26 protein-coding genes are annotated in these 26,220 nt (G+C 60.3%); 19 read left to right on the forward strand and 7 right to left on the reverse strand.

What is annotated here, in order from left to right; genetic code table 11:
* The first annotated feature begins 274 nt into the window (after positions 1-274).
* The 13 genes from iscR to AR456_RS16375 all read left to right on the forward strand — a co-directional run bounded on the left by iscR (position 275) and on the right by AR456_RS16375 (position 12,947).
* Positions 275-745 carry a Fe-S cluster assembly transcriptional regulator IscR gene (gene iscR / locus AR456_RS16315; RefSeq protein WP_021818267.1) on the forward strand — a complete coding sequence of 157 codons (471 nt, stop codon included), beginning with the start codon at positions 275-277 and terminating at the stop codon, positions 743-745.
* A gap of 60 nt (positions 746-805) precedes the next feature.
* Positions 806-1,966 (forward strand): aminotransferase class V-fold PLP-dependent enzyme, encoded by a 1,161-nt coding sequence (locus AR456_RS16320; RefSeq protein ID WP_021818266.1) that lies wholly within the window; start codon positions 806-808, stop codon positions 1,964-1,966.
* Positions 1,967-2,042: 76 nt separating this feature from the next.
* The gene (locus AR456_RS16325; RefSeq protein ID WP_021818265.1) at positions 2,043-2,369 is read left to right on the forward strand and encodes a HesB/IscA family protein; all 327 of its coding nucleotides are present in this window, start codon (positions 2,043-2,045) and stop codon (positions 2,367-2,369) included.
* 306 nt (positions 2,370-2,675) lie between these two features.
* Positions 2,676-3,101, forward strand: a complete 426-nt coding sequence (gene ndk / locus AR456_RS16330) for a nucleoside-diphosphate kinase (RefSeq protein WP_021818264.1) — start codon at positions 2,676-2,678, stop codon at positions 3,099-3,101.
* 75 nt (positions 3,102-3,176) lie between these two features.
* A complete protein-coding gene (rlmN, locus tag AR456_RS16335; protein ID WP_021818263.1) occupies positions 3,177-4,304 on the forward strand; it encodes a dual-specificity RNA methyltransferase RlmN in 1,128 nt (375 codons plus the stop codon).
* A 125-nt stretch (positions 4,305-4,429) separates the two neighbouring features.
* Entirely contained in the window at positions 4,430-5,182 is a 753-nt protein-coding gene (gene pilW / locus AR456_RS16340) for a type IV pilus biogenesis/stability protein PilW (protein ID WP_021818262.1), read from the forward strand.
* Between the two features lie 31 nt (positions 5,183-5,213).
* On the forward strand, positions 5,214-6,212 hold the full coding sequence (locus AR456_RS16345; RefSeq protein WP_021818261.1) for a RodZ domain-containing protein: 999 nt from the start codon (positions 5,214-5,216) through the stop codon (positions 6,210-6,212).
* 10 nt (positions 6,213-6,222) lie between these two features.
* Positions 6,223-7,338 carry a flavodoxin-dependent (E)-4-hydroxy-3-methylbut-2-enyl-diphosphate synthase gene (ispG, locus tag AR456_RS16350; protein ID WP_031207413.1) on the forward strand — a complete coding sequence of 372 codons (1,116 nt, stop codon included), beginning with the start codon at positions 6,223-6,225 and terminating at the stop codon, positions 7,336-7,338.
* Positions 7,339-7,502: 164 nt separating this feature from the next.
* Positions 7,503-8,795: a histidine--tRNA ligase gene (hisS, locus tag AR456_RS16355; RefSeq protein WP_031207412.1), complete on the forward strand. Its 1,293-nt coding sequence runs from the start codon at positions 7,503-7,505 to the stop codon at positions 8,793-8,795.
* 92 nt (positions 8,796-8,887) lie between these two features.
* A complete protein-coding gene (locus AR456_RS16360; RefSeq protein WP_021818258.1) occupies positions 8,888-9,547 on the forward strand; it encodes a YfgM family protein in 660 nt (219 codons plus the stop codon).
* Entirely contained in the window at positions 9,544-10,695 is a 1,152-nt protein-coding gene (gene bamB, locus AR456_RS16365; RefSeq protein WP_021818257.1) for an outer membrane protein assembly factor BamB, read from the forward strand. Before AR456_RS16360 ends, bamB begins: the two co-directional genes overlap by 4 nt.
* Complete coding sequence (der, locus tag AR456_RS16370; protein WP_021818256.1) at positions 10,692-12,095, forward strand: ribosome biogenesis GTPase Der; 1,404 nt, start codon at positions 10,692-10,694, stop codon at positions 12,093-12,095. Before bamB ends, der begins: the two co-directional genes overlap by 4 nt.
* A gap of 237 nt (positions 12,096-12,332) precedes the next feature.
* The gene (locus AR456_RS16375; RefSeq protein ID WP_021818255.1) at positions 12,333-12,947 is read left to right on the forward strand and encodes a hypothetical protein; all 615 of its coding nucleotides are present in this window, start codon (positions 12,333-12,335) and stop codon (positions 12,945-12,947) included.
* Positions 12,948-12,956: 9 nt separating this feature from the next.
* On the opposite strand, the gene AR456_RS16380 is transcribed toward AR456_RS16375, so the two are convergent.
* Together AR456_RS16380 and AR456_RS16385 are read right to left on the reverse strand one after the other, a co-directional pair.
* A complete protein-coding gene (locus AR456_RS16380) occupies positions 12,957-13,832 on the reverse strand; it encodes an ATP-binding protein (RefSeq protein WP_021818254.1) in 876 nt (291 codons plus the stop codon).
* 131 nt (positions 13,833-13,963) lie between these two features.
* Positions 13,964-15,646, reverse strand: coding sequence for a 2-isopropylmalate synthase (locus AR456_RS16385; protein WP_021818253.1), 1,683 nt, complete (start codon positions 15,644-15,646; stop codon positions 13,964-13,966).
* Positions 15,647-15,988: 342 nt separating this feature from the next.
* Between AR456_RS16385 and AR456_RS16390 the strand changes: the two genes are divergently transcribed.
* The 3 genes from AR456_RS16390 to AR456_RS16400 all read left to right on the forward strand — a co-directional run bounded on the left by AR456_RS16390 (position 15,989) and on the right by AR456_RS16400 (position 18,001).
* Positions 15,989-16,810, forward strand: a complete 822-nt coding sequence (locus AR456_RS16390) for an AraC family transcriptional regulator (RefSeq protein ID WP_021818251.1) — start codon at positions 15,989-15,991, stop codon at positions 16,808-16,810.
* Positions 16,811-16,934: 124 nt separating this feature from the next.
* Complete coding sequence (locus AR456_RS16395) at positions 16,935-17,735, forward strand: M48 family metallopeptidase (protein ID WP_021818250.1); 801 nt, start codon at positions 16,935-16,937, stop codon at positions 17,733-17,735.
* 2 nt (positions 17,736-17,737) lie between these two features.
* Positions 17,738-18,001: a hypothetical protein gene (locus AR456_RS16400; RefSeq protein WP_021818249.1), complete on the forward strand. Its 264-nt coding sequence runs from the start codon at positions 17,738-17,740 to the stop codon at positions 17,999-18,001.
* Here AR456_RS16400 and AR456_RS16405 read toward each other — a convergent pair.
* The 5 genes from AR456_RS16405 to dprA form a co-directional block, all read right to left on the reverse strand.
* A complete protein-coding gene (locus tag AR456_RS16405) occupies positions 17,986-19,092 on the reverse strand; it encodes an MDR family NADP-dependent oxidoreductase (protein WP_021818248.1) in 1,107 nt (368 codons plus the stop codon). The two genes, AR456_RS16400 and AR456_RS16405, sit on opposite strands and share 16 nt — an antisense overlap.
* Positions 19,067-19,882 (reverse strand): shikimate dehydrogenase, encoded by an 816-nt coding sequence (gene aroE / locus AR456_RS16410; protein ID WP_021818247.1) that lies wholly within the window; start codon positions 19,880-19,882, stop codon positions 19,067-19,069. Before aroE ends, AR456_RS16405 begins: the two co-directional genes overlap by 26 nt.
* Entirely contained in the window at positions 19,879-20,814 is a 936-nt protein-coding gene (hemF, locus tag AR456_RS16415) for an oxygen-dependent coproporphyrinogen oxidase (protein WP_021818246.1), read from the reverse strand. Before hemF ends, aroE begins: the two co-directional genes overlap by 4 nt.
* Positions 20,815-20,871: 57 nt before the next feature.
* On the reverse strand, positions 20,872-21,429 hold the full coding sequence (gene tsaC / locus AR456_RS16420) for an L-threonylcarbamoyladenylate synthase type 1 TsaC (RefSeq protein WP_021818245.1): 558 nt from the start codon (positions 21,427-21,429) through the stop codon (positions 20,872-20,874).
* A 120-nt stretch (positions 21,430-21,549) separates the two neighbouring features.
* Positions 21,550-22,827, reverse strand: a complete 1,278-nt coding sequence (dprA, locus tag AR456_RS16425; protein ID WP_021818244.1) for a DNA-processing protein DprA — start codon at positions 22,825-22,827, stop codon at positions 21,550-21,552.
* 332 nt (positions 22,828-23,159) lie between these two features.
* Here dprA and def point away from each other — a divergent pair, with 332 nt between their 5' ends.
* The 3 genes from def to rsmB all read left to right on the forward strand — a co-directional run bounded on the left by def (position 23,160) and on the right by rsmB (position 26,182).
* The gene (gene def, locus AR456_RS16430) at positions 23,160-23,672 is read left to right on the forward strand and encodes a peptide deformylase (RefSeq protein WP_031207407.1); all 513 of its coding nucleotides are present in this window, start codon (positions 23,160-23,162) and stop codon (positions 23,670-23,672) included.
* A 138-nt stretch (positions 23,673-23,810) separates the two neighbouring features.
* Positions 23,811-24,803, forward strand: coding sequence for a methionyl-tRNA formyltransferase (gene fmt, locus AR456_RS16435; RefSeq protein ID WP_021818242.1), 993 nt, complete (start codon positions 23,811-23,813; stop codon positions 24,801-24,803).
* Entirely contained in the window at positions 24,800-26,182 is a 1,383-nt protein-coding gene (rsmB, locus tag AR456_RS16440) for a 16S rRNA (cytosine(967)-C(5))-methyltransferase RsmB (protein ID WP_021818241.1), read from the forward strand. The genes fmt and rsmB overlap by 4 nt, the downstream gene beginning before the upstream one ends.
* Positions 26,183-26,220: the final 38 nt, after the last annotated feature.

The raw sequence follows: 26,220 nt of genomic DNA on the forward strand, positions 1-26,220 counted from the left end.
CGGGACCAAGCTCCGCGACAACAGGACCAGCCTCCTGGTGAAGAACCGCCGAAAGACGATACCGAGGCAACCCCTACTCCTCCGCGCTCCACCAGGGGCCGCAAAACGCGCAAGGCCGCCGAGGTCAGCGAAAGTGATCGGGAGAATGGTTGACCGCAATACTCGGTCTTTCTCATAATGGCAGCTACGAGAGAGTGGGGCGATATCGCATGATCCCCCACTCAACCACCAGAATAGAGCTGCCGACCTCCCGTCGGTGCCGAGGTATCGCCTCATGCGCCTGACCACCAAGGGCCGCTACGCCGTGACTGCCATGCTCGACATGGCCATCAATGCAGATGACGGTCCCGTGTGCCTTGCCGACATTGCCCGCCGACAGCAGATTTCGCTGTCCTATCTCGAGCAACTATTTGCCCGACTGCGTCGTGCCGGTCTGGTGGAAAGCGTGCGCGGCCCCGGTGGCGGTTATCTGTTGATCGACAGCGCCGAGAACATCTCCGTGGCCCGAGTCATCGAGGCCGTCAATGAGTCAGTCGATACGACGCGTTGCGGAGGCCTTGCAGACTGCCAACAAGGCGACACCTGTCTGACGCATTATCTCTGGGACGAGCTGTCGGAGCGTATTCAGCAATTTCTCTCCGGCGTCAGCCTTGGCGAGCTGGCACGCCGCCAGGAAATTGCAGAGATCGCTGGACGTCAGCGGCGGCGCCTGGACGAGGATGGCATTCTTGCCTCGGCTCCGTGATTACCCTGCCCCCATTACCGTTGTCCGCGCCAGACGCTGGATCATGATGAAAGCGACCCCATGACTTCACCCGTATATCTTGACTACGCAGCCACAACGCCGGTCGACCCACAGGTTGCCGATGTCATGTCTCGACACCTGACCCTCGATGGCACTTTCGCCAACCCGGCGTCACGCAGCCATATGCCAGGCTGGTTGGCTGAGCAGGCGGTGGAAAGCGCGCGTCGCCAGGTCGCCGACCTGATCAACGCCGACCCACGTGAGATTGTCTGGACCAGCGGTGCGACCGAGGCCGACAACCTGGCAATCCTTGGCTATCTTCGCGCCAATCGAGAGCGTGGTCGGCACATGATCACATCGATCATCGAGCACAAGGCAGTGATCGATACGGCCGAGGCCGCAGAGAAGGAAGGCTTCGAGGTCAGTTGGCTGACGCCAGGCGCAGACGGTCGCATCGCTCCCGAACAGCTGGCTGCCGCCATGCGTCCGGATACCGTGCTGGTGTCGCTGATGGCGGTCAACAATGAGCTCGGTAGCATCAACGACCTCGCCGCACTGTCTCGTGTCACTCACGAGCATGGTGCCGTACTGCATGTCGATGCTGCTCAGGGCAGCGGACGCATCCCGCTGGATGTCTCCGCTCTCGGCATCGATCTGATGTCACTCTCCGGGCACAAGGTGTACGGCCCCAAAGGCATCGGCGCGCTCTACGTCAAGCGCAGCCCTGACCTGCGCCTCGAGGCCCTGATCCATGGCGGTGGTCACGAGCGAGGCATGCGCTCAGGCACTCTGCCGACACATCAGATTGCCGGTATGGGCGAAGCCTTTGCCCTCGCCGCCCAACACAGCGAAGAGGATCAGGCGCGAATCACAGTCCTGCGTGATCGTCTGTTGGCCGCCATTACCGATATCGAAGGAGTGCACTGCAACACCGACATCGAGGTTTCGGTGCCCAATATTCTCAACCTCGGCTTCGACGGCGTGGATGGTGAATCGCTGTTGATGGCCTTGCGTGACATCGCTCTGTCGACCGGCTCGGCGTGCAACTCTGCCAGCGTTGAACCGTCCTATGTATTGAAGGGCATCGGTGTACCGCGCCGCCTGGCGTTGTCATCGCTACGCTTGAGCCTTGGGCGTTTCACCACCGAAAGTGATGTCGAGCGCGCTGGCCAGGCACTTCGCCACGCGCTAACCGGGCTGCGCCAACGCGCAGCGCCTTGACCCTTATACACACCCGCGTACTCTGGTGAGATACATCAAGCCCGACGCGATTCAGCCCGACGATCAGGAGATTTCCATGGCACAGCTGAATATTACCCTTGCTGCCGCAGACCAGATTCGTCGCGTTCTGGACGAACGTGGCAGCGGCCTGGGACTGCGCGTGTCGGTGAAGCCCAGCGGCTGCTCCGGCTATAGCTACGTTCTCGACTTCGCCGACAGCATTGCTGATGAAGACACCTCTTTCGAGGAGCACGGCGCTCGCGTATTCGTTGCCCCGGAGGCTCTCGAGATGCTGGACGGCAGCGAAGTGGATTATGTCAACGAGGGGCTCAACCGCTTCTTCCGCTTCAACAACCCCAACGTCAAGGACGAGTGTGGGTGTGGGGAGAGTTTTACGGTTTAGGAAGAAGGAAGAAGGAAGAAGGAAGAAGGAAGAAGGAAGAAGGAAGAAGGAAGAAGGAAGGCTGCGGACGATAGCCATTGTCTGTCAAGCTTACGAAGGCCTCTTCGCTCTGACCTCTTTTCTTCCCTCTGCTCCCTTCCCTCTTGCCTCTCTGCCATTCCCCTCACCGCTTATCGGCGCTATAATCTGCTCCCCAACGGCGCACGACGCCGCATGAACACCTCTTTGCGTCGCGCCGCCCCGGTCTCCGAGGCGGCGCGACGTTATCTACCTGCAATTCATCCACCCCCTATAAGCGGAGTAACCATGGCTACCGAGCGCACTCTTTCCATCATCAAGCCCGACGCTGTTGCCAAGAATGTCATCGGCGAAATCATCACTCGCTTCGAGAAGGCCGAGCTCAAGGTTGTCGCAGCGAAGATGGTTCAGCTGTCCCAGGAACAGGCTGAAGGCTTCTACGCCGAGCACAAGGAACGCCCCTTCTTCGGCGCTCTGGTTGAGTTCATGACTTCCGGCCCGGTGGTTGTGCAGGTACTGGAAGGCGAAAACGCCATCCTCCGCAACCGTGAGCTGATGGGTGCCACCAATCCCAAGGAAGCCGATGCGGGCACCATCCGTGCTGACTTCGCGACTTCCATCGACGCCAACGCCGTACACGGTTCTGATTCTTCGGCTTCTGCCGAGCGCGAAGTCGCTTACTTCTTCGCTGCTGACGAAATCTGCCCGCGTTAAGCGTTCTACCGCAATACCTGCGCGGGAGCCCGCTCCCGCGCACCCAACCGGTCCCTCTGACCCACTGAACCTACCATGACCGCGACCACCGCTCCTGAACGCACCAATCTGCTGGGCATGCCCCGCGAGCAGTTGGAAGCCTTCTTCGTCTCGATTGGCGAAAAGAAATTTCGCGCTACCCAGGTGATGAAATGGATTCATCACGAAGGTTGCGATGACTTCTCGGCAATGACCAACCTGTCCAAGGCGCTACGTGCACGTCTGGAAGAAACTGCTGAAATTCGCGGCCCCAAGGTGGTATACGAAGGCTCGTCCAGTGATGGGACGCGCAAGTGGGTCGTTGAAGTGGAAGACGGCAGCTATGTCGAGACCGTGCTGATCCCCGCTGACGGAGGCAAGCGCCGCACACTGTGCGTCTCCTCCCAGGTAGGCTGCTCACTGGACTGCAGTTTCTGCTCCACCGGCAAGCAGGGTTTCCAACGCAACCTGACCAGCGCCGAGATCATTGGCCAGGTATGGGTAGCGTCACGCAGCGCAGAGGCGAATCGAGATACCGCACAGCGCCCGGTGACCAATGTCGTGATGATGGGCATGGGTGAACCCCTGCTCAACTACGACAACGTCCTTCCGGCGATGAAACTGATGCTCGACGACAGCGCTTATGGTTTGTCCAAGCGCCGCGTCACCCTGTCGACATCCGGTGTCGTGCCGATGATAGATCGGCTCGGCGATGACCTTGATGTCAGCCTTGCCATCTCACTGCATGCTGCCAACGATGAGCTGCGCAATGAGCTGGTACCGCTGAACCGCAAGTACAACATCCGTACGCTGCTGGACTCCTGTCAACGTTATCTGCAGAAGTGTGGCGATGCCAGGCTGGTAACCATTGAGTACACGGTCATCAAGGGTATCAACGATCAGCAGGAGCACGCGCGCCAGTTGGCCGAACTGCTGAAGGAACTGCCGTGCAAGATCAATTTGATTCCCTTCAACCCCTTCCCCCACTCAGGCTACGAAAAGCCATCGCGCAATCAGGTAGTGCGTTTTCAGACCTGGCTGTACGAACTGGGCCATACTGCACCAATTCGCTCAACGCGTGGCGATGATATTGATGCGGCTTGCGGCCAGCTTGTAGGACGCGTCAAGGACCGAACCAAACGCCACGAGCGCTATATTCAGTCGATCCAGATCGATGCCGATTGAGACAAGTTCACGGCTTGACTTCACCGCCCTGTGACGCTTTGATGATCAGGCTTTTTCTGGAGCCTGACCGCAACGCATCTGCAATATAATGACGCGACTGAACAAGCCGCTGATATGAGGGTCGAATGGCACGCCAACAGAGTTCTTCCCGGGGAGGGTTGATCCGCTTGATAGCACCCCTGTTGGTGGTATTTGTCAGCGTCTCGGGCTGCGCGCTTCAGCACAATCAGTCGGCGCAGAAAGCCAGTGATCCCGTAGAGGCCTATCGACAATTGGGTGAAGCTTATCTCCAGCAAGGCAACCTGCCACGCGCCATGACGGCACTGGACCGAGCGCTCGCCATCGATGCATCGGATCCTGCGGCACTACAGGCCATGGCCATCGTCTATCAACGTCAAGGAGAGGTAAATCTCGCCGAGCAGTATTTTGATAGCGCACTGAGTCTTGCTCCAGACTTCACTCGAGCACGCAACAATTACGCTTCCTTCCTGTATGATCAGGGGCGGACCCAAGCAGCCTGTGAACAACTGGAAGTAGCGGTCAAGGATATGCATTACACCAACCGATCCCAACTCTATACAAACCTGGGACGGTGTGAGTGGGAACTTGGTGATGTGGCATCCGCTCGCAGAGACCTTCAGCGGGCGCAGGAGATAGATTCGCATCAGCCGCTGAGTTACCTCACTCTGGCAGAATTGGAATACGCACAGGGCAACCTCCTGCGCGCCCGATCACAACTGGATCGCTATGTGAGTCTTGCCGGGCAGACGCCTGCTGCAAGACACCTGAAAAGGGAAATATCGATTGCCGAGAGTTCCACCGCGGCAACGGTCACAAGCGACACCCAGCCGCGTCCTGCGACGCCCGGCGCGCTTTGATTACAGTTTTCAAGATGAAGGATGCTCAGCCATGAGCGAAACCCCACAAAGTGAACCCAATATTCTCTCGTCTCAGGGATCTCCCGGTGAGTACCTGCGCCATGAACGAGAGCGTCAGGGGTTGTCCAGGGAAGAAGTCGGCGCAGCCCTGAATCTCCGTCCCGCCGTGATCGAGGGATTGGAGGACGGTAGTTACGACCAGGTACCGGTGGTCACCTACCGCCGTGGCTACCTGCGCAGCTACGCCCAACTGCTGGGTGTGGATACGCATCAGGTCATGGAACTCTATCAAGCTCAGATGGGCAACGAAGAAGTCGAGCGCAAGGTCACTCCGGTTTATATCAACAAGCCCCCCTCCCGCATTGGTGCGTGGCTGTTCCGCCTGGTGACCTTGATCGTCATTGCTGGCCTGATCGGCCTGACCCTGATGTGGTGGCAAAGCCGTGGTGGTGGCGAGCCCCCGGAGGTCAGCGATAATGGCCCGGTCTCGGTGGACAGTATTGATGGCAGTGAGGCCACGCAGAACGATAGCGATAGTGAAGCAGCCTTGCCGCCACTGCCCGAGGAAGGTAGCGAAATGGGGCTAGTGGAAGACGAGGCAGATACAGGTGAGTCCGCTGCCGCGACTGACAATAACGTCACCGAGGATGGAACGCCGGTTACCGTGGCTGCAGTCAATGCCGCCGCCGAGCAGGCCGGTACTACTCCGCAGGATGCCTCGGCATCGAACGATGCACAGGCAGAAACCGAACAGCAACCAGCAGTAAGCGAGCAGGCGGTTGCCAGTGCCAACGGGCTGCACATCACCTTCAATGATGTGTCCTGGGTCAACATCAACGACAGCACCAACACCCAGTTGCTGAATGGCAACCAGGATGCTGGTACTGAAGTCACCCTGGAAGGCACACCGCCCATTCGCCTGGTCATCGGTAACGCATCCGCGGTCGATATGAGCTGGCAAGGCGAGCCTGTCGACCTGAACAGTATCGCCGGTGGCACCAACGTAGCCCGCTTTACGCTGGGGGAGTGATTCCGTAGTCATGCATTCGCATTCGCCGATCCAAAGACGCAAGTCACGCCAGATTCACGTCGGCTCAGTGCCGGTTGGGGGAGACGCCCCGATCTCGGTACAGAGTATGACCAATACCGATACGCTGGATGTTGAAGCGACCCTGGCCCAGATTCGCGCGCTGGAAAACGCAGGCGCCGATATCGTGCGTGTCTCGGTGCCAACCATGGACGCTGCAGAAACCTTCGGCAAGATCAAGCGTGGCAGCAATATTCCATTGGTCGCCGATATCCATTTCGACTACCGCATTGCATTGCGCGTTGCCGAGCTGGGTGTCGACTGCTTGCGTATCAACCCCGGCAATATCGGTCGTGAGGATCGTGTACAAGCCGTGGTTTCCGCTGCACGCGACAATGGCATCCCGATCCGCATCGGCGTCAACGCCGGCTCTCTGGAGAAGGATCTACAGAAGAAGTATGGCGAACCGACCCCCGCAGCCCTGGTGGAATCGGCCATGCGTCATATCGATCACCTCGATCGCCTCGACTTCCCTGACTTCAAGGTCAGCGTCAAGGCCTCCGATGTGTTCATGGCAGTGGCTGCCTATCGCGACCTGGCCGCACGTATCGAGCAGCCGCTGCACCTCGGCATTACCGAGGCGGGTGGGCTTCGTTCAGGCACGGTGAAGTCATCGATCGGTCTCGGCATGCTGTTGATGGACGGCATCGGCGATACCATCCGCGTATCGCTGGCAGCCGACCCGGTCGAGGAGATCAAGGTTGGCTTCGATATGCTCAAGAGCCTGCGCCTGCGTGCCAAGGGCATCAACTTCATTGCCTGCCCCAGCTGCTCGCGCCAGAATTTCGACGTCATCAGCACCATGAATGCCCTTGAGGAACGCCTTGAGGATGTCATGACGCCGCTTGATGTGGCGGTTATCGGCTGTGTAGTCAACGGCCCGGGTGAAGCACGCGAGGCCGACCTCGGCTTGACAGGCGGCAGCCCCAACAATCTGGTCTATATCGACGGCAAGCCGGCAAGCAAGCTGCGCAATGAGCATCTCGTCGATGACCTGGAAGAATTGATCCGACAGAAGGTACGTGAAAAGGAAGCGGCGCAGGATGACGTTATCGTACGTCAGAACTGACAGAGCAACGCGACACGACCGCAGAATACCGACAGCACACGCCCGGGGCCTGAAGTGGCACCCGGGCATCAGCGTTTAAGAAGCACTGATATGCGCCGCTTTCATCGCCAGCAACGCTTTTGTCACTACCAGGCGCGGCACAGCATCAAGCCAAGGAGTCATCATTGAGTAACAGGATTCAAGCCGTGCGCGGCATGAACGACCTTCTGCCCGGCCAGTCATCGGTATGGCAGTATTTCGAGTCCCAGGTCGCCACGCTGATGCAGCGCTATGGTTATGACGAGATTCGCACCCCGGTTCTCGAGCAGACTGCACTGTTCTGCCGCTCGATCGGCGAAGTGACAGATATCGTCGAGAAGGAGATGTATACCTTCGAGGATCGCAACGGCGATAGCCTGACGCTGCGTCCCGAAGGTACTGCCAGCACGGTGCGCGCCGCCATGGAGCACGGCCTGCTGCACAATCAGACCCAGCGCTTGTGGTATACCGGTCCGATGTTCCGCCATGAGCGGCCGCAGAAGGGGCGCTATCGCCAGTTCCATCAGGTCGGCGTGGAAACCTATGGCCTCGAAGGCCCGGACATCGATGCCGAAGTGATCCTGTTGTCAGCTCGGCTGTGGAAGCAACTCGGGCTGTACGAGCACGTCACGCTGGAACTCAACTCGCTAGGCTCCAATGAAGCGCGTGCCGCTTACCGCGACAAGTTGGTGGCCTACTTCGAGGCCCATCATGAAGTGCTGGATGAGGACTCGCGTCGTCGCTTGACCTCCAACCCACTGCGCATTCTCGACTCCAAGAACCCGGCCATGGCTGACATGCTCGCTGACGCGCCGCGGCTGATGGACCACATCGATGACGAGTCTCGCCAACATTTCGAGGCATTGACCGCACGTCTCGATGCCGCCGGCATCCAGTACGTCATCAATCCCCGCCTGGTGCGTGGCCTCGATTACTACTGCCGTACCGTGTTCGAGTGGACCACCAGCGCGCTGGGCAGCCAGGGCACCGTGTGTGCCGGTGGCCGCTATGACGGTCTGGTGGAACAGCTCGGCGGCAAACCGACCCCTGCAGTCGGCTTCGCCATGGGTATCGAGCGCCTGATTCTGCTGCTCGAGACGCTGGATATCGTACCGGACGAAGCACGAGCACCGCTGGATGTGTATGTGTTGGGTATGGACGCCAGTACCGACGGTAGCGCCATGCATCTTGCCGAACAGCTGCGTGATGCCGCTCCAGAGTTGCGCGTGCAACTCCACTGTGGCGGTGGCAACTTCAAGAATCGCATGAAAAAGGCTGACCGAAGTGACGCCAGGCTAGCGCTGATTCTCGGGGAGAATGAGCAGGCCTCAGGCCAGGTCGCCATCAAGTTCCTGCGCGACGAACGCAGCCAGCAGATCATTGCACAACAGGATCTTGCTGCAGCACTGAAGTCACTGCTGGCTGAACAGACACCGTAGGACACCTGGCGAGACGCGCTCATGACGCCCCTCGCCAGGTTTCCTTCAATGCACACATCTTCAATGGATACCACAGACAGGGAGGCTCGCCCGTGGCAGAGCTGAGAACCGAAGAAGAGCAGCTTGATGCAATCAAGCGCTGGTGGAAGGAAAATGGGACCTCGCTGATTGTCGGTGCGGTTCTCGCTGCCGCTGGTGTATTCGGCTGGAACGCCTGGCAGGACCATAAACACAACACGTCGGTCGCGGCCTCCGCCGATTACCAGCAACTTCTGGGATTGGCCAGCCAGCAGCAACTGGATGACAGCGCACGCAGTCAGGCTCAAGAACTGGTCAACAACCTGTCCAGCGAGCACGACGATACGCTGTATGCCGATCTGGCGCTGTTGCTTGATGCCCGCCTCAAGGTCGACGCTGATGATCTGGATGGCGCCAGTACTGCACTGCAGAGCGTCATTGACAACGCCGATGACGACTATCTGACCGGACTGGCCCGTCTGCGCCTGGCCCGAGTCCAGAGCGAGCAAGGCAACCACGATGCTGCGCTGGCGACTCTGGATGGCGATATCGCCTCTTCTCTGGAGGCACAGCGCGCCAACATCATGGGTGATGTCCACCACGCCAATGGAAATGACGATCAGGCCGCCGAGGCCTGGCGCAATGCTCAGGCATTGGCAGAAGAACAAGGCCAGCCGCTGTACGGCGTAGCCCTCAAGCTGGATGACCTGGGAGCCGAGGAGGCCACGCTATGAAGACTCTGAATGCCATTGCTGCAAGCGTTACCCTGGCTGCACTGCTGGCTGGCTGTGCCGGTGATGTACAACCGCAGTATCCGCCGAAGGAGCTGACCGATATCAGCGCCTCTACCCAGGTCGAGTCGCGCTGGAGCGAAAGCGTCGGCGACGGTCTGGGCAAGGCCACCTACCCCATCGAACCCGCGCTGGCCGGCAACCGTTTGTTCGCTGCCGACAAGGAAGGTCTCGTTGAGGCGTTCAACACCACCAACGGCGATACCCTCTGGGAAATCGAACTGGATACCCCTGTATCCAGCGGTTTGACCGCTGTTGATGGTGACCTCTATCTGGCCACCCGCAATGGCCGAGTGATCGCCATCAATCAGACCAATGGTGAGGTCAAGTGGCGCACTCGAGTCCCCAGTGAGGTACTTGCCGCGCCGCAACCCAATACCCAGCAGTTGATCATTCAGGCCGTAGACGGCACGGTGACGGCGCTGGATCGCGCCTCTGGCCAGCAGCAGTGGGTCTACAGCGCCAACCTGCCTGCTCTGACGCTGCGCAGCGCCGGAACGCCGGCGGTAGTCGATCAGGTGACCTTCGCCGGATTCTCCAATGGCCGCCTGTCGATCATCGACAACAGCAGCGGACAGCAGGTTTCCGAGCGCACCGTCGCCGTGGCCACTGGCATGAATGAGATTGATCGTCTGGTCGATCTGGCCGGACAGCCGGTACTGACTCCGGATGGACGCCTGTATGTCACCAGCTACAACGGACGTCTGGTAGCGCTGAACGCCCAGAGCGGTCAGACCCTGTGGTCAACCGAGCTCTCCAGCTACCTGACTCCGGTACTGGTCGGCGACACGCTCTATGTCATCGATGAAGCCAGCCAACTGATCGCCTTCGATGCCCGCAACGGCAACGAACTGTGGCGTATGGACGACCTCTATGGTCGCTCACTGACCGCACCAGCCTTTGCTGATGGCCGGATTGTGGTCGGCGATGTAGAAGGCTATGTTCACTTCATTGATGCCAATAATGGCCGTCTCGTGGGACGCACCCACATCGACGACTCAGGCATCAGCGTACGCCCACTGACCGACGGCAAGCGTGTCTACGCGCTGGCCAATGACGGAAGCCTGGAGGCTCTGGACATCCGCCCATGACCCCCGTAATCGCACTGGTCGGCCGCCCCAATGTGGGCAAGTCGACCCTGTTCAATCGTCTGACCCGCTCGCGCGATGCGCTGGTAGCTGACTTTCCGGGCCTGACTCGCGACCGCAAGTACGGCAATGGCCTACTCGGTGGCAAGGCCTATACGGTCATTGATACCGGCGGGATCAGCGGCGATGAGGATGGCATCGATGCAGCCATGGCCGAGCAGTCTCTGCAGGCCATTGATGAAGCTGACATCGTGCTGTTCATGGTCGATGCCCGCGCCGGGCTCAATGTTGCCGATGAAGCCATCGCCAACCATCTGCGCGTCAACCAGAAGAAGACCTGGCTGGTGGTCAACAAGACCGATGGTCTTGAAGAGCACTCGGCCATGGCCGACTTCTGGAAGATCGGTCTCGGTGATCCTTACCCGATTGCCGCCGCCCATGGGCGCAATGTCACTGCATTGATCGATGAAGTACTGGCCCCCTTCCCCGAGCGCGATGCCGACATCCCCGCGGATGTCGGTACCAAAGGCATTCGTATCGGTGTCATCGGCCGTCCCAATGTCGGCAAGTCGACATTGGTCAACCGACTGCTCGGTGAAGACCGTGTGGTGGTTTATGACGAGGCCGGCACCACCCGTGACTCCATCGAAATTCCCTTCGAACGGCGTGGCAAGCCTTATGTACTGGTAGATACTGCGGGGGTACGTCGGCGCAAGAACGTCAGTGAAATCGCCGAGAAATTCTCGATCATCAAGACACTGGATGCGATCAAGGAATGCCACGTCGCCATCATGGTGCTTGATGCACGCACAGGCCTGGTGGAGCAGGATCTACACTTGCTCGACTACGTGCTGACCACCGGTCGTGCGCTGGTGTTGGCGGTCAACAAGTGGGATGGACTGGAAAGTGAGGCGCGCGAGCGCATGCGCTCGGATATCAAACGCCGCCTTGGTTTTGCCGAATATGCCGACCTGCACTTCATTTCTGCGCTGCATGGCACCGCGGTGGGCGACCTCTATCCGTCGCTCGAGCGAGCCTTCGCCTCGGCCAACAGCCGCTGGTCCACCAACCGCTTGACCACGCTCCTGCTGGATGCCGTTGAACAGCACCAACCACCGATGATCCATGGCCGTCGCATCAAGTTGCGCATGGCCCACCAGGGTGGAACCAATCCGCCGATCATCGTCGTGCATGGCAACCAGACCGATAAGTTGCCGGATGCCTATCGGCGCTATCTGACCAACACCTTCCGCAAGGTGCTCAAGGTCAAGGGCACGCCGATGCGCTTTGAGTTCCGCTCAGGCAATAACCCTTTCGACAAGATGGCCGATGCCTCTGACCGCGACAAGGCCAAGAAGCGCGAGCTCGATCGCACCAAGGATGCTCGGCGCAACCGCCGGTAATCTCAGGCACCTTCCATGGAGCGTGGATGCATGGAGCGTGGATGCATGGAGCGTGGATGCATGCTCATCGTTGACCCACAGGGATCGTGGGTCAACTCTCCATGAACTACCTCGTTTACCTCCCCGATAACCTCCCGACGCCCCCCCTATCCTGTTTCAGCAGGCTTTACGTTATATTCCGCATTCTTGACTAACGCATGTCCGATGTTTGTCATCGACATCACGCGGAGAACTCCCATGCTGAACCGTATGCGCCTGCTGGCCCCCTTCACGCTTGTGCTGCTGTTGGCCGGGTGTTTTACCCTTCCGACGGCGGGACTCTACGCCTTCCGATTAGCGGTCACCTCGCTGGATATCGAGGAGGTCAAGGTCGGCCCACTCAGCCTCGATGCCCGGCTCGATACCAGCGATCTCACCTCACTGATACTCTCCAGCCTTGGCACCGGTAGCCTGCCAGTGCAGGCCACCATGGCGATGGGCCTTGGCCTGCCGGTTGGCCTGCCCGCTGTGGAAATGTCAGGTTTCAAGTGGTCGCTGGATATCCCGGGAGTCAATGAGGAACTCAAAGGTGACTATCAGCAGAATGTCACCCTGACCTCGGAGAAGGATGCCAACCTGCGCCTGCCGATCAGCTTCGATATCGCCGCCGAACAGAACCGTCAGCAACTGCAGTCCGTGGTCGGGCTGGTCGCCGACCTGGCACGCGAGGGCCAGCTGCCTGCCGGCAGCCAGTTGTCGATTACCCCCGGTGACCTGAAGGGACTGGGCATGACTCTGCCTTCCGGCCTGCTGACACCGACCATCCGCCTCAACGTCGATGAGTCCGGTGGGTTGGTTCCTCAAGCACAGTAAGCGAGGACCTCAGTCGCTTTCAGTGAGACGCCGCCGACCCACCCAGTCGGTGGCGAACTGCCAGGCACAGCGCCCGCTGCGCCCGCCTCTCAAGGTCGCAAAGCGAATCGCTGCGGTACGTGCCTCCTCATCCCAGTCCTCGGCACTGCCCAGTCGTTCGACCCAATGCTGACAGGTCTCGAGATAGCTCTGCTGGTTGAAGGGATGAAACGCCAGCCACAGGCCAAAACGATCCGACAGCGAGATCTTCTCCTCCACCGCATCACCGTGATGCAACTCTTCACCATCCGGACTCAGGCGCGTATCGGCGTTGTCACTCATATGCTCCGGGAGCAGGTGACGACGGTTGGAAGTGGCATACAGCAGCACGTTTTCCGGAGGGCCGGTCAAGGTTCCATCGAGGACACTCTTGAGCGCCTTGTAGGCATCATCCGATCCTTCGAATGAAAGGTCATCACAGTAGACGACAAAGCGTGCCGGCTCATGTCGGAGTTGTTCGACAAGCACCGGCAACCCAGCCAGATCGTGGCGATCGACCTGAATCAGGCGCAGGCCCTCGTCGGCCAGGCTATTGAGCAGGGCGCGTACCATCGACGACTTGCCACTACCTCGTGATCCCCACAGCAGCACATGGTTGGCGGGCAGGCCACGCAGAAAGGCGCGCGTGTTGTCCAACAACGCCAGCTTCTGACGCTCGACTCCCACCAGGTCATCCAGGCTCATCGAGTCACGGGGCGGTACCGGTACCAGATGTCCCCCCAGCGCATGACGCTGCCACAAGGCCGCCACATCCGTTGACCAGTCCACCTGCTTCGGGGAGCTCGGTAGCCAGGGCTCCACCCTATCGAGCAGTTTCAACAAGCGTGTGGCGAGTTCAGTGTCCATCAAATTCACTCCATGGGTGTTATAGGTATCCAGCAGGCTGCCAGGCGAGAGCCAGCCCAGGTCTGTGGCTCTTGAAAGCCGACAGAATTATTCGGCGTAGCATGCAGACTCCTCTCATCGTCTGTCAGCCACTACTCGGTAGTTCGGGAAAAGCGGGCTGCAAGACTGAGAACCGCCTGCACCGAAGCAGTAATCATATCCGGGTGGCGTCCTGCACCGAAGTGCGAACCCGCCACACCATGCCAGCTGCCTTCCACGACCGCCAGAGTCGCCCCGTCGTCATCACGATCCTGGCGACCCCCTTCCAGACTGCCATTTTCCACACTGTCGATACGCAATGGCATATCCAGAGCATTGACGGCAGCATCGACCGGAGTATTACCGATGCCTCGCAAGCGGTGGCGAGTTCCATCAGGCAGTTGCAGCTCGATTTCAATGCCCGGTTGGCCCTCGATCTCCAGCAGTCGATGACTTGAGTAGGCCAGAGCGCCACCGGCTCGGGCCGGCGCCAGATAGGTCGACTCGAACAGCTCTCCGACTTCCTCGCTGGTCAGCTCCGCCTCACTGGCATCGGCCAGTTGTTGGACGATGGCGCTGAATTCAATCTGCATGCGTCGCGGCATCGTCACCCCATGGTCACGATGCAGCAGGAAGGCGATGCCGCCCTTGCCCGACTGGCCGTTGACCCTGACGATACTATCGTAGGTTCGTCCCAGGTCGCGGGGATCAATCGGCAGATACGGCACAGCCCACAAGGCATCCGCCGCCTGAGCCGCAAACCCCTTGGCAATGGCATCCTGATGGGACCCGGAAAAGGCCGTGAATACCAGATCGCCGACATAGGGGTGACGTGGATGTATCGGCAAGGCCGTGCTCTGCTCGACAACTCGGGCAACGGCGGCGATATCCGAGAAATCCAGTCGCGGATGAACTCCCTGGGTATAGAGGTTGAGCGCCAGCGTCACCAGGTCGAGGTTACCGCTGCGCTCACCATTGCCGAACAGGCATCCTTCAACACGCTGAGCGCCCGCCAGCAATGCCTGCTCGGCACAGGCGACGCCAGTACCACGGTCATTATGCGGGTGTACCGAGAGCACGACGTGCTCGCGGCGCTCCAGACGATCGTTCATCCACTCGACCTGATCGGCAAAGACGTTCGGCGTAGCGACTTCCACGGTGGTCGGCAGATTGATGATGATCGGTCGGCTCGGCCCCGCATCCCAGCAGCGAATCGCGGTATTGCAGATACGCAGCGATACTTCCAGCTCCGCCATGCAGAAGGTTTCCGGTGAGTACTGCAGCAGCCACTCGGTTTGAGGGTATTGGGCCACCTGCTCGCGCAGGAAGCGCACATGGTGTGCCACCAGCTGTTCCACTTCTGCCACAGAGAGCCCAAACACCACGCGTCGCCACAGTGGAGCGATGGCGTTGTACAGGTGAATGATCACACGCTGCGCTCCGGCGACACTCCTCACCGTTTTCTCAATCAGGTCCTCACGAAGTTGTGTCATGACCATCGGCGTTACATCACGTGGGACCCGTCGCTCGTCGATGAGGCAACGAACCACATCGAAGTCCGTTTGTGAGGCCGCCGGGAAGCCAACCTCGATCTCCTTGAACCCAAGGTGAACGAGCTCCTCGAACAGTCGCAGTTTGCGTGTGGCGTTCATTGGCTCGAACAATGCCTGGTTGCCATCGCGCAGATCGGTGGTGAGCCAGACCGGAGCCTCGTTGATGGTGCGAGAAGGCCAGCGACGGTCAGCTAAATCGATGGGCGGAAAGGGGCGGTACTTGTTTTCCGGATGCTGGAGCATGGTGACGACCTCGAACAGAAGATGGAGAACAGTGAAGATCTCCCCTGCCTGCCGAGGCAGGCTGTTCAAGGCCGGGGTCTGGGGGAGGTCAACGAACGCATGCAGTACTCTGCCGCGATGACAGACCCCGGCAACAGCTCAGGGTCAGCGATAGTCGATCGAAGGCCTGCATGATCATGAGAGACGCTCCCGGGGTGGTGGGGACACGGCGTAGTGATGTGGTGCTGGTCAGCATAAGCGCTGACCCACTGATCATCTCTCGCCATCTGGTCGATCATTGTCGCGAAATGGTCATAGCGCTGATAATCTTCCCTATCAACATTGCCACCGATGGCTGCTGCGATGGTCGATATCACCAGTCTCCACAATGCTATGGACATGCCGGTCACTGGTATTGCCATCGACTATCCGAGTGGCCACGTGGTGGAACCTCACAGCCATCCTCGCTCGCAACTGCTCTATGCCATTCAGGGTGTTCTGGTGGTCGAGACTCAAGTTGGCCGCTGGGTAACCCCGCCGAGCCGTGGAGTCTGGCTGCAGGCTGGCACCCAACATTCGCTACGTATGCGGGGGGCCGCACAAGTACGCAGCCTGTTCATCAATCCAGACGCGATCCCGGGACTACCGACAAGCGATTGCGTCATCGCCATCTCCCCGCTGCTGCGCGAGCTGATCCTGGCGGCCACACAGCTTGCGGACCACTATTCCAGCGACAGCCGTGATGCTCGACTTGTACGGCTACTACTGGATGAGCTGTGTACACTGCCGGTACTGCCGCTTCACCTGCCCTGGCCAGATGACAAACGCATCGCCCACGTCTGCAGAACACTGTCCGATCAGCCTGCTGTCAATCTCTCCGCCAATGAGTGGGCCCGACAGCTGGCCATGAGTCCGAAAACCTTTCATCGCCGTTTTCTGCTCAGCACCGGCGTGACCTTCGGCCGTTGGAGACAGCAGGCACGGCTACTGTATTCACTGGAGTGTCTGGCCCAGGGAGAGTCGGTACTGGGGGTTGCCTTGCAGCACGGCTACAGCAGTCAAAGCGCCTTTGCCGCGGCCTTCAAGCGCCAGTTCGGCGTGCCGCCTTCGGCTTTCTACCGAGCCACCGAGCCTGATCTCAGCAGCCAGCAGGAGACCTCGGAGGCGCCGAATACCGAGGCGTAGTTGTTTGCCGACGGCGTTGTTGCCATCTCTACACAGTTGACCAGTGAAGCAGCCAGGGTATCTTGTCAGCATACAACTCGTACGTCCGCTGACACCGTCACTGGACTTCGAAACGGAGACTCCCATGCGTTGGAAAACCTACATTGCTTCAGCAGTCGCGGTGGCAACATTGACGGCCTGTTCCACTTCGCCCACTGGTCGCTCACAGATGCTGCTGATGAGCGAGAATGACCTTAGCCAGATGGGTGCCCAGGCCTTCAGTCAATATCAGCAACAATTGCCGACGGTCGGCGGCGCACAACTGAATTATGTGCAGTGTGTGACCAATGACATCGTTGCGGTACTACCGCCCGAACAGCGTGACCAGAACTGGCAGGTCAAGGTATTCGAGTCAGAAGAGGCCAACGCCTTCGCGCTGCCGGGTGGCTATGTCGGCGTCAATACCGGGCTACTCGAGATCGCGACCACTCAGGACCAACTGGCCAGCGTCATCGGCCACGAGATCGGTCACGTGCTGGCTCACCACGCCAACGAGCGCGCTTCCACCCAGAGCGCCACCCAGCTCGGCATGTCGGTTGTCGGCACCGCACTGGGCGCCAATGGCGTGGCCGGTAGCGATCAGATCATGGCGGCGATGGGCATGGGCGCCCAGTACGGAGTGCTGCTGCCCTTCTCGCGAAGCCATGAAAGCGAAGCCGATACCATCGGCCTGCAGTTGATGGCCGACGCTGGATTCAATCCCCAGGCCAGCATCGAACTGTGGCAGAACATGGAACAGGCTGGTGGTGGCGCACCTCCCGAGTGGATGTCTACGCACCCCAGCCATGGCAGCCGTATTGCCGGCCTTGAAGCCGGCATGGGCGATGCCATGGGCCGTTATCAGCGCGCCCAGGCCGCCGGCCGTAGCCCCAGCTGCAAGGCGTGACCATGACCCGCACTCGCCTCGGTTTGCTGTTGTTGGTGGTTCCCGTGGTGGTGCTGCTGGGCTTGTATTTCGTCGAGTGGAGCGATATTCGCCAATGCCAGCTCGTCGAAAAGGGTCACTGGGACTATCTCGCTTCGGTCTGTCGGGATAGTCCCCAACCCTTCGTGCCCTGGGTCGTTCGCCACCCCTGGCTGGTCAATGGTGGCCTGTTGGTCTCGGTGGCAGGTCTCGGGCTCTGCATGCTGGGGCTTTATCGGCGACGCTGAACATCCACTGGATTGAACGCCTGGAGCTGGATCACTCGCTTACCAGGCCCACGGCGATTACCACTTACCAATAGGCCACACAGCGCCTCAGCCCAGCTTTCCAGGCCATCGATCACTTCCAGCGGTGCCGCAAAGGCTGAGGCAGGAGGCGATGCTGCCTGCTGCTGAAAACGGCCCCAATGCTCGGCTTCATGTCCCGGCACCACGAAGGGTTGCAGGCGCGCTCCAACCGACACCAGGCGTTGCAGGTTGGGTGGCGCTCGGCGTGGCTCGGCTTCGTTGTACTGGCTGACCAACCCGCAGAGCACTACACGGCCGTGTGAACGCACTGCGTCGATGGCCGAGGCAAAGGTCGCGCCACCCAGTTGCTCCATATGCAGATCGAGCCCTCCCGGAGCCAGCTGACGCAGCTGTTCGGCAAACACTTCGGGACTGCCATGATCCAACACTCCCGTCACACCCAGCGACGACAGCCACTCGCGGCCTGCGCTACTGCCCGCGGATGCCAGCACTCGTGCGCCACTGGTCAACGCCCATTGCACCGCCAGTGATCCTACGGCCCCGGCGCCTCCGGTCACCAGCACCGTGTCGCTGGCTCGAGGCCTGGCGTAGTGGCACATCGCCAACCACGCAGTAAACCCCGTCATACCTCGAGCGTGCAGCCAGTCCACAGGGGCTGTCTGCTGGGCACCAAACACCAGCGGTGGCAATGCTCCTCTTTCGGAGGAGAACCTCACGAGGCCATGACGCGCCACAGGCAAATGCCCCACCACCCAGTCTCCAGACGCGACCTTATCGCCTACCTCGCTGCCGACCTCCAGCACCCGGCCTAGCCCCCAGGCCGAAAGATAGCTACCGGAGGTCCATTTACCCATGCCATCACGATTCAAATAGTCGTAGCCGGATGACTGCATGCGGGTACGCATATAGGGATCGACGGATAGCCAGCAGACCTCGACCAGCACCTCGTCTTTCGCGGGTGCTGACAGTGTCCGCTGCGTCAGCTCGAGGTCACCGGGTACCAATTTGCCTTGCGGGGTCTGTCGCAGGCGCCAGGCCTCGGTCTCACTGGAGCTGTGAGCGCAGCTCATCCAGCACTCCATCGACAGCGGGGCGAACACCACGCCACAGTTCGAAGGAGGCCGCAGCCTGCCCGACCAGCATGCCCAGACCATCGATTCCGCGTGCGCCCTGGCGCTGTGCCCAGGCAAGAAATACCGTGGGCTCGGCGCCATACATCATGTCGTAGGCGACACCGCCATCCGCAAACAAGCTGTCGGGTAACGGTGGTAGATCGCCGGCCAGACTGGCACTGGTGCCGTTGATCACCAGATCGTACTGGCCATCGATGCCATCCAGACCCGCGCCTTCGATCGCACCCAGCGCCGCGAAGTCCTGAGCCAGCTCAATGGCCTTCTCGGCGGTACGATTGACGACCTTGATCTGTCGGGGCTTCTCGGCCAACAAGGGTTCCAGCACGCCACGCACCGCACCACCGGCACCCAGCACCAGAATACGAGCAGCTTCCAGCATGACATCGTTGCGACGCAGATCCGCCACCAGACCAACACCATCGGTGGTATCGCCCCAGGTAGTGCCATCCTCGTGCAACACCAGGGTATTCACTGCACCGGCGCGACGCGCCTGATCGCTGAGTTGATCGCACAGCTGCCAGGCATCCTGCTTGAAAGGCACTGTGACATTGGCACCTCGCCCGCCTTTGGACACGAAAGCGCGCCAGGCACCCGCAAAGTCATCCAAGGGTGCCTCGATGGCAACGTACTCCATCTGCTGGCCCGTCTCGGCAGCAAACGCAGCATGAATGGCCGGGGATTTCGAATGGCCGATCGGGTGGCCAAAGACGCAATAACGGTCGGTCATGCTGTCTCCTGTGAAGGTGGAGTCTCGCCCAGCCAGTCGCGTGGGCGCAGAAAGTCATCAAGAGCTGCCTCGGCAGAACCGGGCTCGGGCCGATAGTCGTACTCCCAGCGTGCCAGCGGAGGCATCGACATCAGAATCGACTCGGTACGGCCACCACTCTGAAGGCCAAACAGGGTGCCACGATCCCAGACCAGATTGAATTCCACGTAGCGTCCGCGGCGATACAGCTGGAACTGACGCTCTCGCTCGCCCCAGGCGTCATGGCGGCGGCGTTCGACAATCGGTAGATAGGCATCAAGGAAGGCATCACCCACCGCACGCTGGAAGGCATGGCAACGCTCGAATCCCCATTCGTTCAGGTCATCGAAGAACAGGCCGCCAACACCACGCGTCTCGTTACGGTGCTTGAGCATGAAGTAGTCATCGCACCAGTCCTTGTAGCGTGCATAGACATCATCGCCGAAGGGTGTGCATAGATCAGATGCCACCTGGTGCCAATGACGCGCATCTTGCCAACGGGGATAGAAAGGCGTCAGATCAAAGCCGCCACCGAACCACCATACCGGTGCATCGCCCTCTGCCTCGGCAATGAAGAAACGCACATTGCCATGGCTGGTAGGTACGTGTGGATTCTCCGGATGCAGCACCCAGGATACGCCAACCGCATGGAAACCGCGCCCAGCCAACTCCGGACGCGCGGCGGTGGCCGAAGGCGGCAACTGGCTACCATGGACATGCGAGAAATTGACGCCGCCCTTCTCGAACAGTGCGCCATTCTCGATCACCCTGGAGCGGCCACCACCACCAGCCTCTCGTTGCCAGCTATCCTCGCGAAACGTGGCCTTGCCATCGGCCCGCGCCAGGCTGTCACACAACCGATCCTGCAGGTCGAGCAGGTAATCCTTCACGGTTTCAAGGTTGGGCTGAGTCACGGAGTGCCTCCAGAGCGTAGTGATCGAATCATGAACGGCGGGCCGGGAGCTGTCGGTTCAACTGCGCAGCGTGTCGCCACTCAGCAGGTCTCGAATGGTACTGGGCCGCGGATTCCCCCCCAGAGGGCCAGCCAGGATCGCATCCAACTCATCGGCAAAGGTGGCGCGGATCGCCGCCTCGCTCATCGCCGGAGTCTCTCCCGCGTGGTTGGCCGATGTCGACACCAGCGGTCCTCCGAAAGCACGGCACAACGCCTGGACACCGGAGTGGTCGCTGACTCTGAGCGCAACACAGGGGTGGCTGCCCCTTACCAGGCTGGGAGTATGTCCGTTGTCCGGTACCAGCCATGTATTGGGGCCAGGCCAGGAGGCATTGAGCGTGGCCAACTGTTGAGCCGTCAGTCCCTCGAGCCAGGGAGAAAACTGATCGATATCCGCAGCAACCAGAATCACGCCCTTGGCAGGATCACGCTGCTTGATGTCGAGTAGGCGCGTCAATGCAGAGGAGTTGAAGGGATCACACCCCAACCCCCAGACGGCTTCGGTAGGATAGGCAATTACACCGCCACGGCTCAGGGCCTCGACGGCGTCGGCAAGTTGAGTTCTGGTGTTCATCACGTGTTATTCATCGGCAGGGGCAGGACGGTCCACACCCTTGTGTCACCTGGTACGGCATCGACCTGCACAAGTGGTGTCGGCACATGCTACCACGCCCATGCCATCAACGCTGGCCCCTCACTGAGGCACTCGCACCCATCCGCCTGCAACCAGCATCGCTCGCCCCTCGATTTCGAGATGCATGAGCTCACGCTGACAAGGCGCCACCTGCCAGCCACTCAGATCCACCAGCGCATCCAGCGGCGTAGGGGTTGCGCTCAACCAACGCAACAACGGGGACGCGTCCTCCTCTGTCACAACCTCTGTCACAACCTCTGTCACATCCTCTCTCGCACCCTCCTTCGTACCTTCTCTCGCCTTCTTTCCAGCCACCTCTTCTGTCAATTCTTTTGTCAGCTCTTTTGACAATTCTCCTGCAGGCTCTCCAGCAACGGCGCCATCAGTCTCAGCATCGGAACTCGGCGGTGACTGCGGGCACCGAAGAGCCGGTAACCAATGACTCAACTCGGCCAGCACGTCGTCAACGTCGCGCACCAGAGCCGCCCCATCTCTAATCAGCTGTAGGCACCCTCTCGCCTGGGGAACACCAAGCGCTCCAGGCAAGGCCATCACCTCCCGCCCCTGTTCCAGCGCCAGACGGGCACTTATCAAGGTCCCGCTTCGTTCAGCAGCCTCGATCACCACGACCCCGCAACTCAGGCCAGTGACGATACGATTGCGTGATGGAAAATCGCCGGCTCGCGGTTGCATGGCAAGCGGGCGCTGAGCCAGCAACAAACCTCCCTCGTCTCGCAAACGCTGGTAGAGCCCGGCATGTCGGGAGGGATAGACCACATCAACACCGCCCGGCAACACCGCGATGCTGACTCCTCCTGCATCCATGGCGGCAGTCTGGGCGGCACCATCGATTCCCAGCGCCATGCCACTAACCAACGTCCAGCCTGCATCGCATAATCCCGCTGCAAAATGGCTCGCGTGATGCAACCCGGCACGAGTCGGCCGTCGCGAACCGACCATTGCCACGCAGGGTGCATGCAACGCTTCCAGTGAACCTTCTGCCCATAGAATTGCTGGCGGGTCCGCGATCTCACTGAGCAAACGCGGCCAGAGCGCATGATCAGGATGGAGAAGATAACGATGCGGCTTCGCCTGCTGCCACTCCAGCATCCGCTGGACATAATCGTGAAAAGGGCTTCGCTGAGGATGATCCAACCAAAGGCGCAGAGCCGTGGCTGAGGGCGCTGGCAGGTTCGCCAGCCAACCCTGAGGCCACTGCGGAGCCAGATTGCGCAGCCCAGCCAGACGAACAGGGCCGACTTTCGGTAAGGCACTGAGTACCAACCAGCGAATGGCGGACTGGTATTCATCTTTCACCGGTACTGGTATGAGCGTCATCCATGAGCTCTCCTTGTGCATCCAGCCACAGTGTAGGTACCACTGCCTCGATGCCCGCCGGTATCCTGCGCCGCTTCAGGCGCCAGCATGTTTCCGCACACATTCGAACAATGGAATATTCGCGTACGGCTTATGTTGCTGCGTGGCAACCGGGCGCTGGCATGTCCCTGCGCATCATCGGACGCTGGCATGTTCCTGCGCGGCACCGGGCGCAGTCATGTTATAGTTACAAACAATTGTCCGAATAGTCGGCTCCCTCTATTGGAGAGGCCGGCAGTGGTCGTACAATGACCCTCAGACTCCAAGATGATTGCAACGGCGGTACCAACACCATGGCTAAACTCACGATCCTCGAGTTTCCCGACGAAAGGCTGCGGACCAAAGCCGCGCCTGTAGAGACTGTCGACGACGAGGTCCGCCAGCTGGTCGATGACATGCTGGAAACCATGTACGCCGCGCCGGGTATCGGCCTTGCCGCCACCCAGGTCGACGTGCATCGCCGTGTCATCGTGATCGATGTCAGCGAGGACCAATCTCAACCCTGGGTGCTGATCAACCCGGAAGTCACTCTGCTTGGCGAAGAACGCGAGCCAATGCAGGAAGGCTGCCTGTCGATTCCTGAATATTTCGCCGAAGTACCGCGCGCACTGCGTGTGCAGCTCAAGGCGCTGGATCGTGACGGCAGCCCTTACGAGACCGAGGCGGATGGCCTGCTGGCCCACTGCATTCAGCACGAGCTGGATCACCTCGAAGGCGTGCTCTTCGTTGATTACCTGTCGCCGCTCAAGCGTGACCGTGTACTCAAGAAGATGAACAAGCGCCACCGCATGACGCAGAGCGCTTGACCCCCATCGCATGAATACGGGTCGCCTGAACACGACCTGATGGCGAAGGCCAGCAGCGATTTTCACGTTGCTGGCCTTCTTCGTTTCCGCTCGCGTCCGTTAAAATGACAGCGCATTCTCCAGCAAGGCCCAGACCACATGACTCGACCGCTACGCGTGATCTTCGCTGGCACTCCCGACTTTGCTGCCGATAGCCTCGCAGCCATCCTCGCCAGCTCCCACGATGTAATCGCCGTGCTGACTCAGCCAGATCGACCCGCCGGGCGCGGTCGCAAATTGACCCCCAGTCCAGTCAAGGCGTTGGCACTGGAACATGGACTTCCGGTCCACCAGCCGCTGAGTCTCAAACAGCAAGACGCACAACAGCTGCTGGCCGATATGTCTGCCGACATCATGGTCGTGGTTGCCTATGGACTGATCCTGCCTCAAGCAGTGCTCGACCTGCCGCGCCTCGGTTGCCTCAATGTTCATGCGTCACTGCTACCGCGCTGGCGCGGCGCAGCACCGATCCAACGTGCCATTGAAGCGGGCGACTCGGAAAGCGGCGTCACCATCATGCAGATGGATGCGGGGCTGGATACCGGAGATATGCTGCTGATCCGCAAAACTCCCATTGCTACCGAGACCACCGGTGGAGAGCTGCACGACCGCCTGGCTCAGATCGGTGGTAAAGCTATTGTCGAGGCTCTGGATGCCCTCGCGGATCAAGGGTTGCACGCCACCCCTCAGCCCAGCGAAGGTGTGACCTACGCCGCCAAGCTTTCCAAGGCGGAAGCGGAACTCGACTTCCATGAGGATGCCGCGCCACTGGCCGCTCGTGTTCGCGCCTTCAACCCCTGGCCGGTCACCTGGTGTACGCTGGGCAACGAACGTCTGCGAGTACTGATGGCCCATGCCACGGATGATGGTGAACCTGTGAACCCAGGTACTCTGGTCGATAATCAAGGGCAGTTGCTTATCAGCTGCGGCAATGACGGCCGCCAACGGCTGGCCATCACTCAAGCCCAGTTGCCCGGCGGCAAGGCTCTGGCAACCACAGACCTGCTACGCTCGCGCGCCGAGCGTTTTGCCATCGGCACCCAGCTGGGGAGCCCTCATTCAGGTAAGGCCGAGACGGAGATGACCTCATGACCGATGACACTTCCGCCACTGCCTCGGGTCGTCCGCGCCGAGCTCGCAACGGCAAGGCAACACCCAGCGCCAAGGGAGACTGCGTTCGCGCTGCCGCCGCCAGAGCCCTGGTTCCGGTCATCACCGGCAAGGGCTCGCTGAACAACCTGGATGATCACCAGGTGGTGGCCCGCGACCGGGCCCTGTTCAAGGCCATGTGTTACGGCACTTGCCGCACCCTGCCACGCCTCGAAGCGCTGGCGGCCAAGCTGCTGGAGAAACCCTTCAAGAGCCGTGACGCCGACGTCCAGGCATTGCTGCTGCTGGGCATCTTCCAACTGCTGTACTTGCGCATCCCGGCCCACGCCGCGGTAGGCGAAACGGCCGGAGCGGCCCGCCTGCTCGGCAAGGCATGGGCGACACGGGTGCTGAATGGCTGCCTGAGGCGCCTGCAGAGAGAAGCCTCCACGCTCGAGGCTGAGGTCGACAAGGACCCAGCGGTCGAGCTGCTGCACCCCCGCTGGTGGATGAAAATGATCCGCGATGCATGGCCGGACGACTGGCGTGCGGTGCTTGAGGCCAACAATCAGCCCGGTCCGATGACCTTGCGCGTCAACCGCCGCTACAACGACCGTGAAAGCTACATCGATATTCTCGATAGCGCGGGAATCTCGGCACATCTGTGTGCGCATGCGCCAGATGCCATCACTCTGGACAGTTCCCGGGATGTCGAGGCACTCCCCGGATTCGCCGAAGGCCATGTCAGCGTTCAGGATGAAGCCGCTCAGTTGTCCGCGGTAATGCTCGGCCCGGTGATCGCCCCACGACCTGGCGCCAGGGTGCTCGATGCCTGCTGCGCACCGGGCGGCAAGACAGCTCATCTACTGGAACTGTTTGATATCGAGTTGCAGGCCATCGACTCGGATGCCGCACGTCTGGCCAGAGTCGAAGATACCCTGAGCCGTCTGGGGCTCTCGGCGCGCCTCGCCCAGGGTGATGCCACCGAGCGTGACTGGTGGGACGGCACCCAGTTCGATGCCATTCTGCTGGATGCGCCCTGCTCCGGTAGTGGCGTCATCCGTCGCCATCCAGACATCAAACGCCTTCGCCGTCAGTCGGATATCGCTCAGTTAGCCGAGCTTCAGGCACAGCTGCTGGACAACCTCTGGGGACTGCTCAAGCCGGGTGGCACTCTGCTTTATGCCACCTGCTCGGTACTCCCTCAGGAGAATAGCGACCAGGTAGCAGCCTTCCTCGAACGCACCCCCGACGCCCAACTCAATATGCCGGAAGGCATTGGCTGGGGCCGCGATACATCGCCTGGCCGGCAGTTGCTACCGGTTGTCGACGGTCATGATGGCTTTTTCTATGCCAGGCTAATGAAAACCCGGCCACAATAACCAGCACCAGGCCGGGCCAGCCAGAAGCCGCCGGTGGC

It is taken from the genome of Halomonas huangheensis, from assembly GCF_001431725.1.
Taxonomy (GTDB): Bacteria; Pseudomonadota; Gammaproteobacteria; order Pseudomonadales; family Halomonadaceae; genus Halomonas; species Halomonas huangheensis.

What these genes read in the sequence shown, in the direction of transcription:
- iscR (WP_021818267.1), top strand. Translation starts at nt 275, where the DNA reads ATGCGCCTGACCACCAAGGGCCGCTACGCCGTGACTGCCATGCTCGAC.
- AR456_RS16320 (WP_021818266.1), top strand. Translation starts at nt 806, where the DNA reads ATGACTTCACCCGTATATCTTGACTACGCAGCCACAACGCCGGTCGAC.
- AR456_RS16325 (WP_021818265.1), top strand. Translation starts at nt 2,043, where the DNA reads ATGGCACAGCTGAATATTACCCTTGCTGCCGCAGACCAGATTCGTCGC.
- ndk (WP_021818264.1), top strand. Translation starts at nt 2,676, where the DNA reads ATGGCTACCGAGCGCACTCTTTCCATCATCAAGCCCGACGCTGTTGCC.
- rlmN (WP_021818263.1), top strand. Translation starts at nt 3,177, where the DNA reads ATGACCGCGACCACCGCTCCTGAACGCACCAATCTGCTGGGCATGCCC.
- pilW (WP_021818262.1), top strand. Translation starts at nt 4,430, where the DNA reads ATGGCACGCCAACAGAGTTCTTCCCGGGGAGGGTTGATCCGCTTGATA.
- AR456_RS16345 (WP_021818261.1), top strand. Translation starts at nt 5,214, where the DNA reads ATGAGCGAAACCCCACAAAGTGAACCCAATATTCTCTCGTCTCAGGGA.
- ispG (WP_031207413.1), top strand. Translation starts at nt 6,223, where the DNA reads ATGCATTCGCATTCGCCGATCCAAAGACGCAAGTCACGCCAGATTCAC.
- bamB (WP_021818257.1), top strand. Translation starts at nt 9,544, where the DNA reads ATGAAGACTCTGAATGCCATTGCTGCAAGCGTTACCCTGGCTGCACTG.
- der (WP_021818256.1), top strand. Translation starts at nt 10,692, where the DNA reads ATGACCCCCGTAATCGCACTGGTCGGCCGCCCCAATGTGGGCAAGTCG.
- AR456_RS16375 (WP_021818255.1), top strand. Translation starts at nt 12,333, where the DNA reads ATGCTGAACCGTATGCGCCTGCTGGCCCCCTTCACGCTTGTGCTGCTG.
- AR456_RS16380 (WP_021818254.1), bottom strand. Translation starts at nt 13,832, where the DNA reads ATGGACACTGAACTCGCCACACGCTTGTTGAAACTGCTCGATAGGGTG.
- AR456_RS16385 (WP_021818253.1), bottom strand. Translation starts at nt 15,646, where the DNA reads ATGCTCCAGCATCCGGAAAACAAGTACCGCCCCTTTCCGCCCATCGAT.
- AR456_RS16390 (WP_021818251.1), top strand. Translation starts at nt 15,989, where the DNA reads ATGGTCGATATCACCAGTCTCCACAATGCTATGGACATGCCGGTCACT.
- AR456_RS16395 (WP_021818250.1), top strand. Translation starts at nt 16,935, where the DNA reads ATGCGTTGGAAAACCTACATTGCTTCAGCAGTCGCGGTGGCAACATTG.
- AR456_RS16400 (WP_021818249.1), top strand. Translation starts at nt 17,738, where the DNA reads ATGACCCGCACTCGCCTCGGTTTGCTGTTGTTGGTGGTTCCCGTGGTG.
- AR456_RS16405 (WP_021818248.1), bottom strand. Translation starts at nt 19,092, where the DNA reads ATGAGCTGCGCTCACAGCTCCAGTGAGACCGAGGCCTGGCGCCTGCGA.
- aroE (WP_021818247.1), bottom strand. Translation starts at nt 19,882, where the DNA reads ATGACCGACCGTTATTGCGTCTTTGGCCACCCGATCGGCCATTCGAAA.
- tsaC (WP_021818245.1), bottom strand. Translation starts at nt 21,429, where the DNA reads ATGAACACCAGAACTCAACTTGCCGACGCCGTCGAGGCCCTGAGCCGT.
- dprA (WP_021818244.1), bottom strand. Translation starts at nt 22,827, where the DNA reads ATGACGCTCATACCAGTACCGGTGAAAGATGAATACCAGTCCGCCATT.
- def (WP_031207407.1), top strand. Translation starts at nt 23,160, where the DNA reads ATGGCTAAACTCACGATCCTCGAGTTTCCCGACGAAAGGCTGCGGACC.
- fmt (WP_021818242.1), top strand. Translation starts at nt 23,811, where the DNA reads ATGACTCGACCGCTACGCGTGATCTTCGCTGGCACTCCCGACTTTGCT.
- rsmB (WP_021818241.1), top strand. Translation starts at nt 24,800, where the DNA reads ATGACCGATGACACTTCCGCCACTGCCTCGGGTCGTCCGCGCCGAGCT.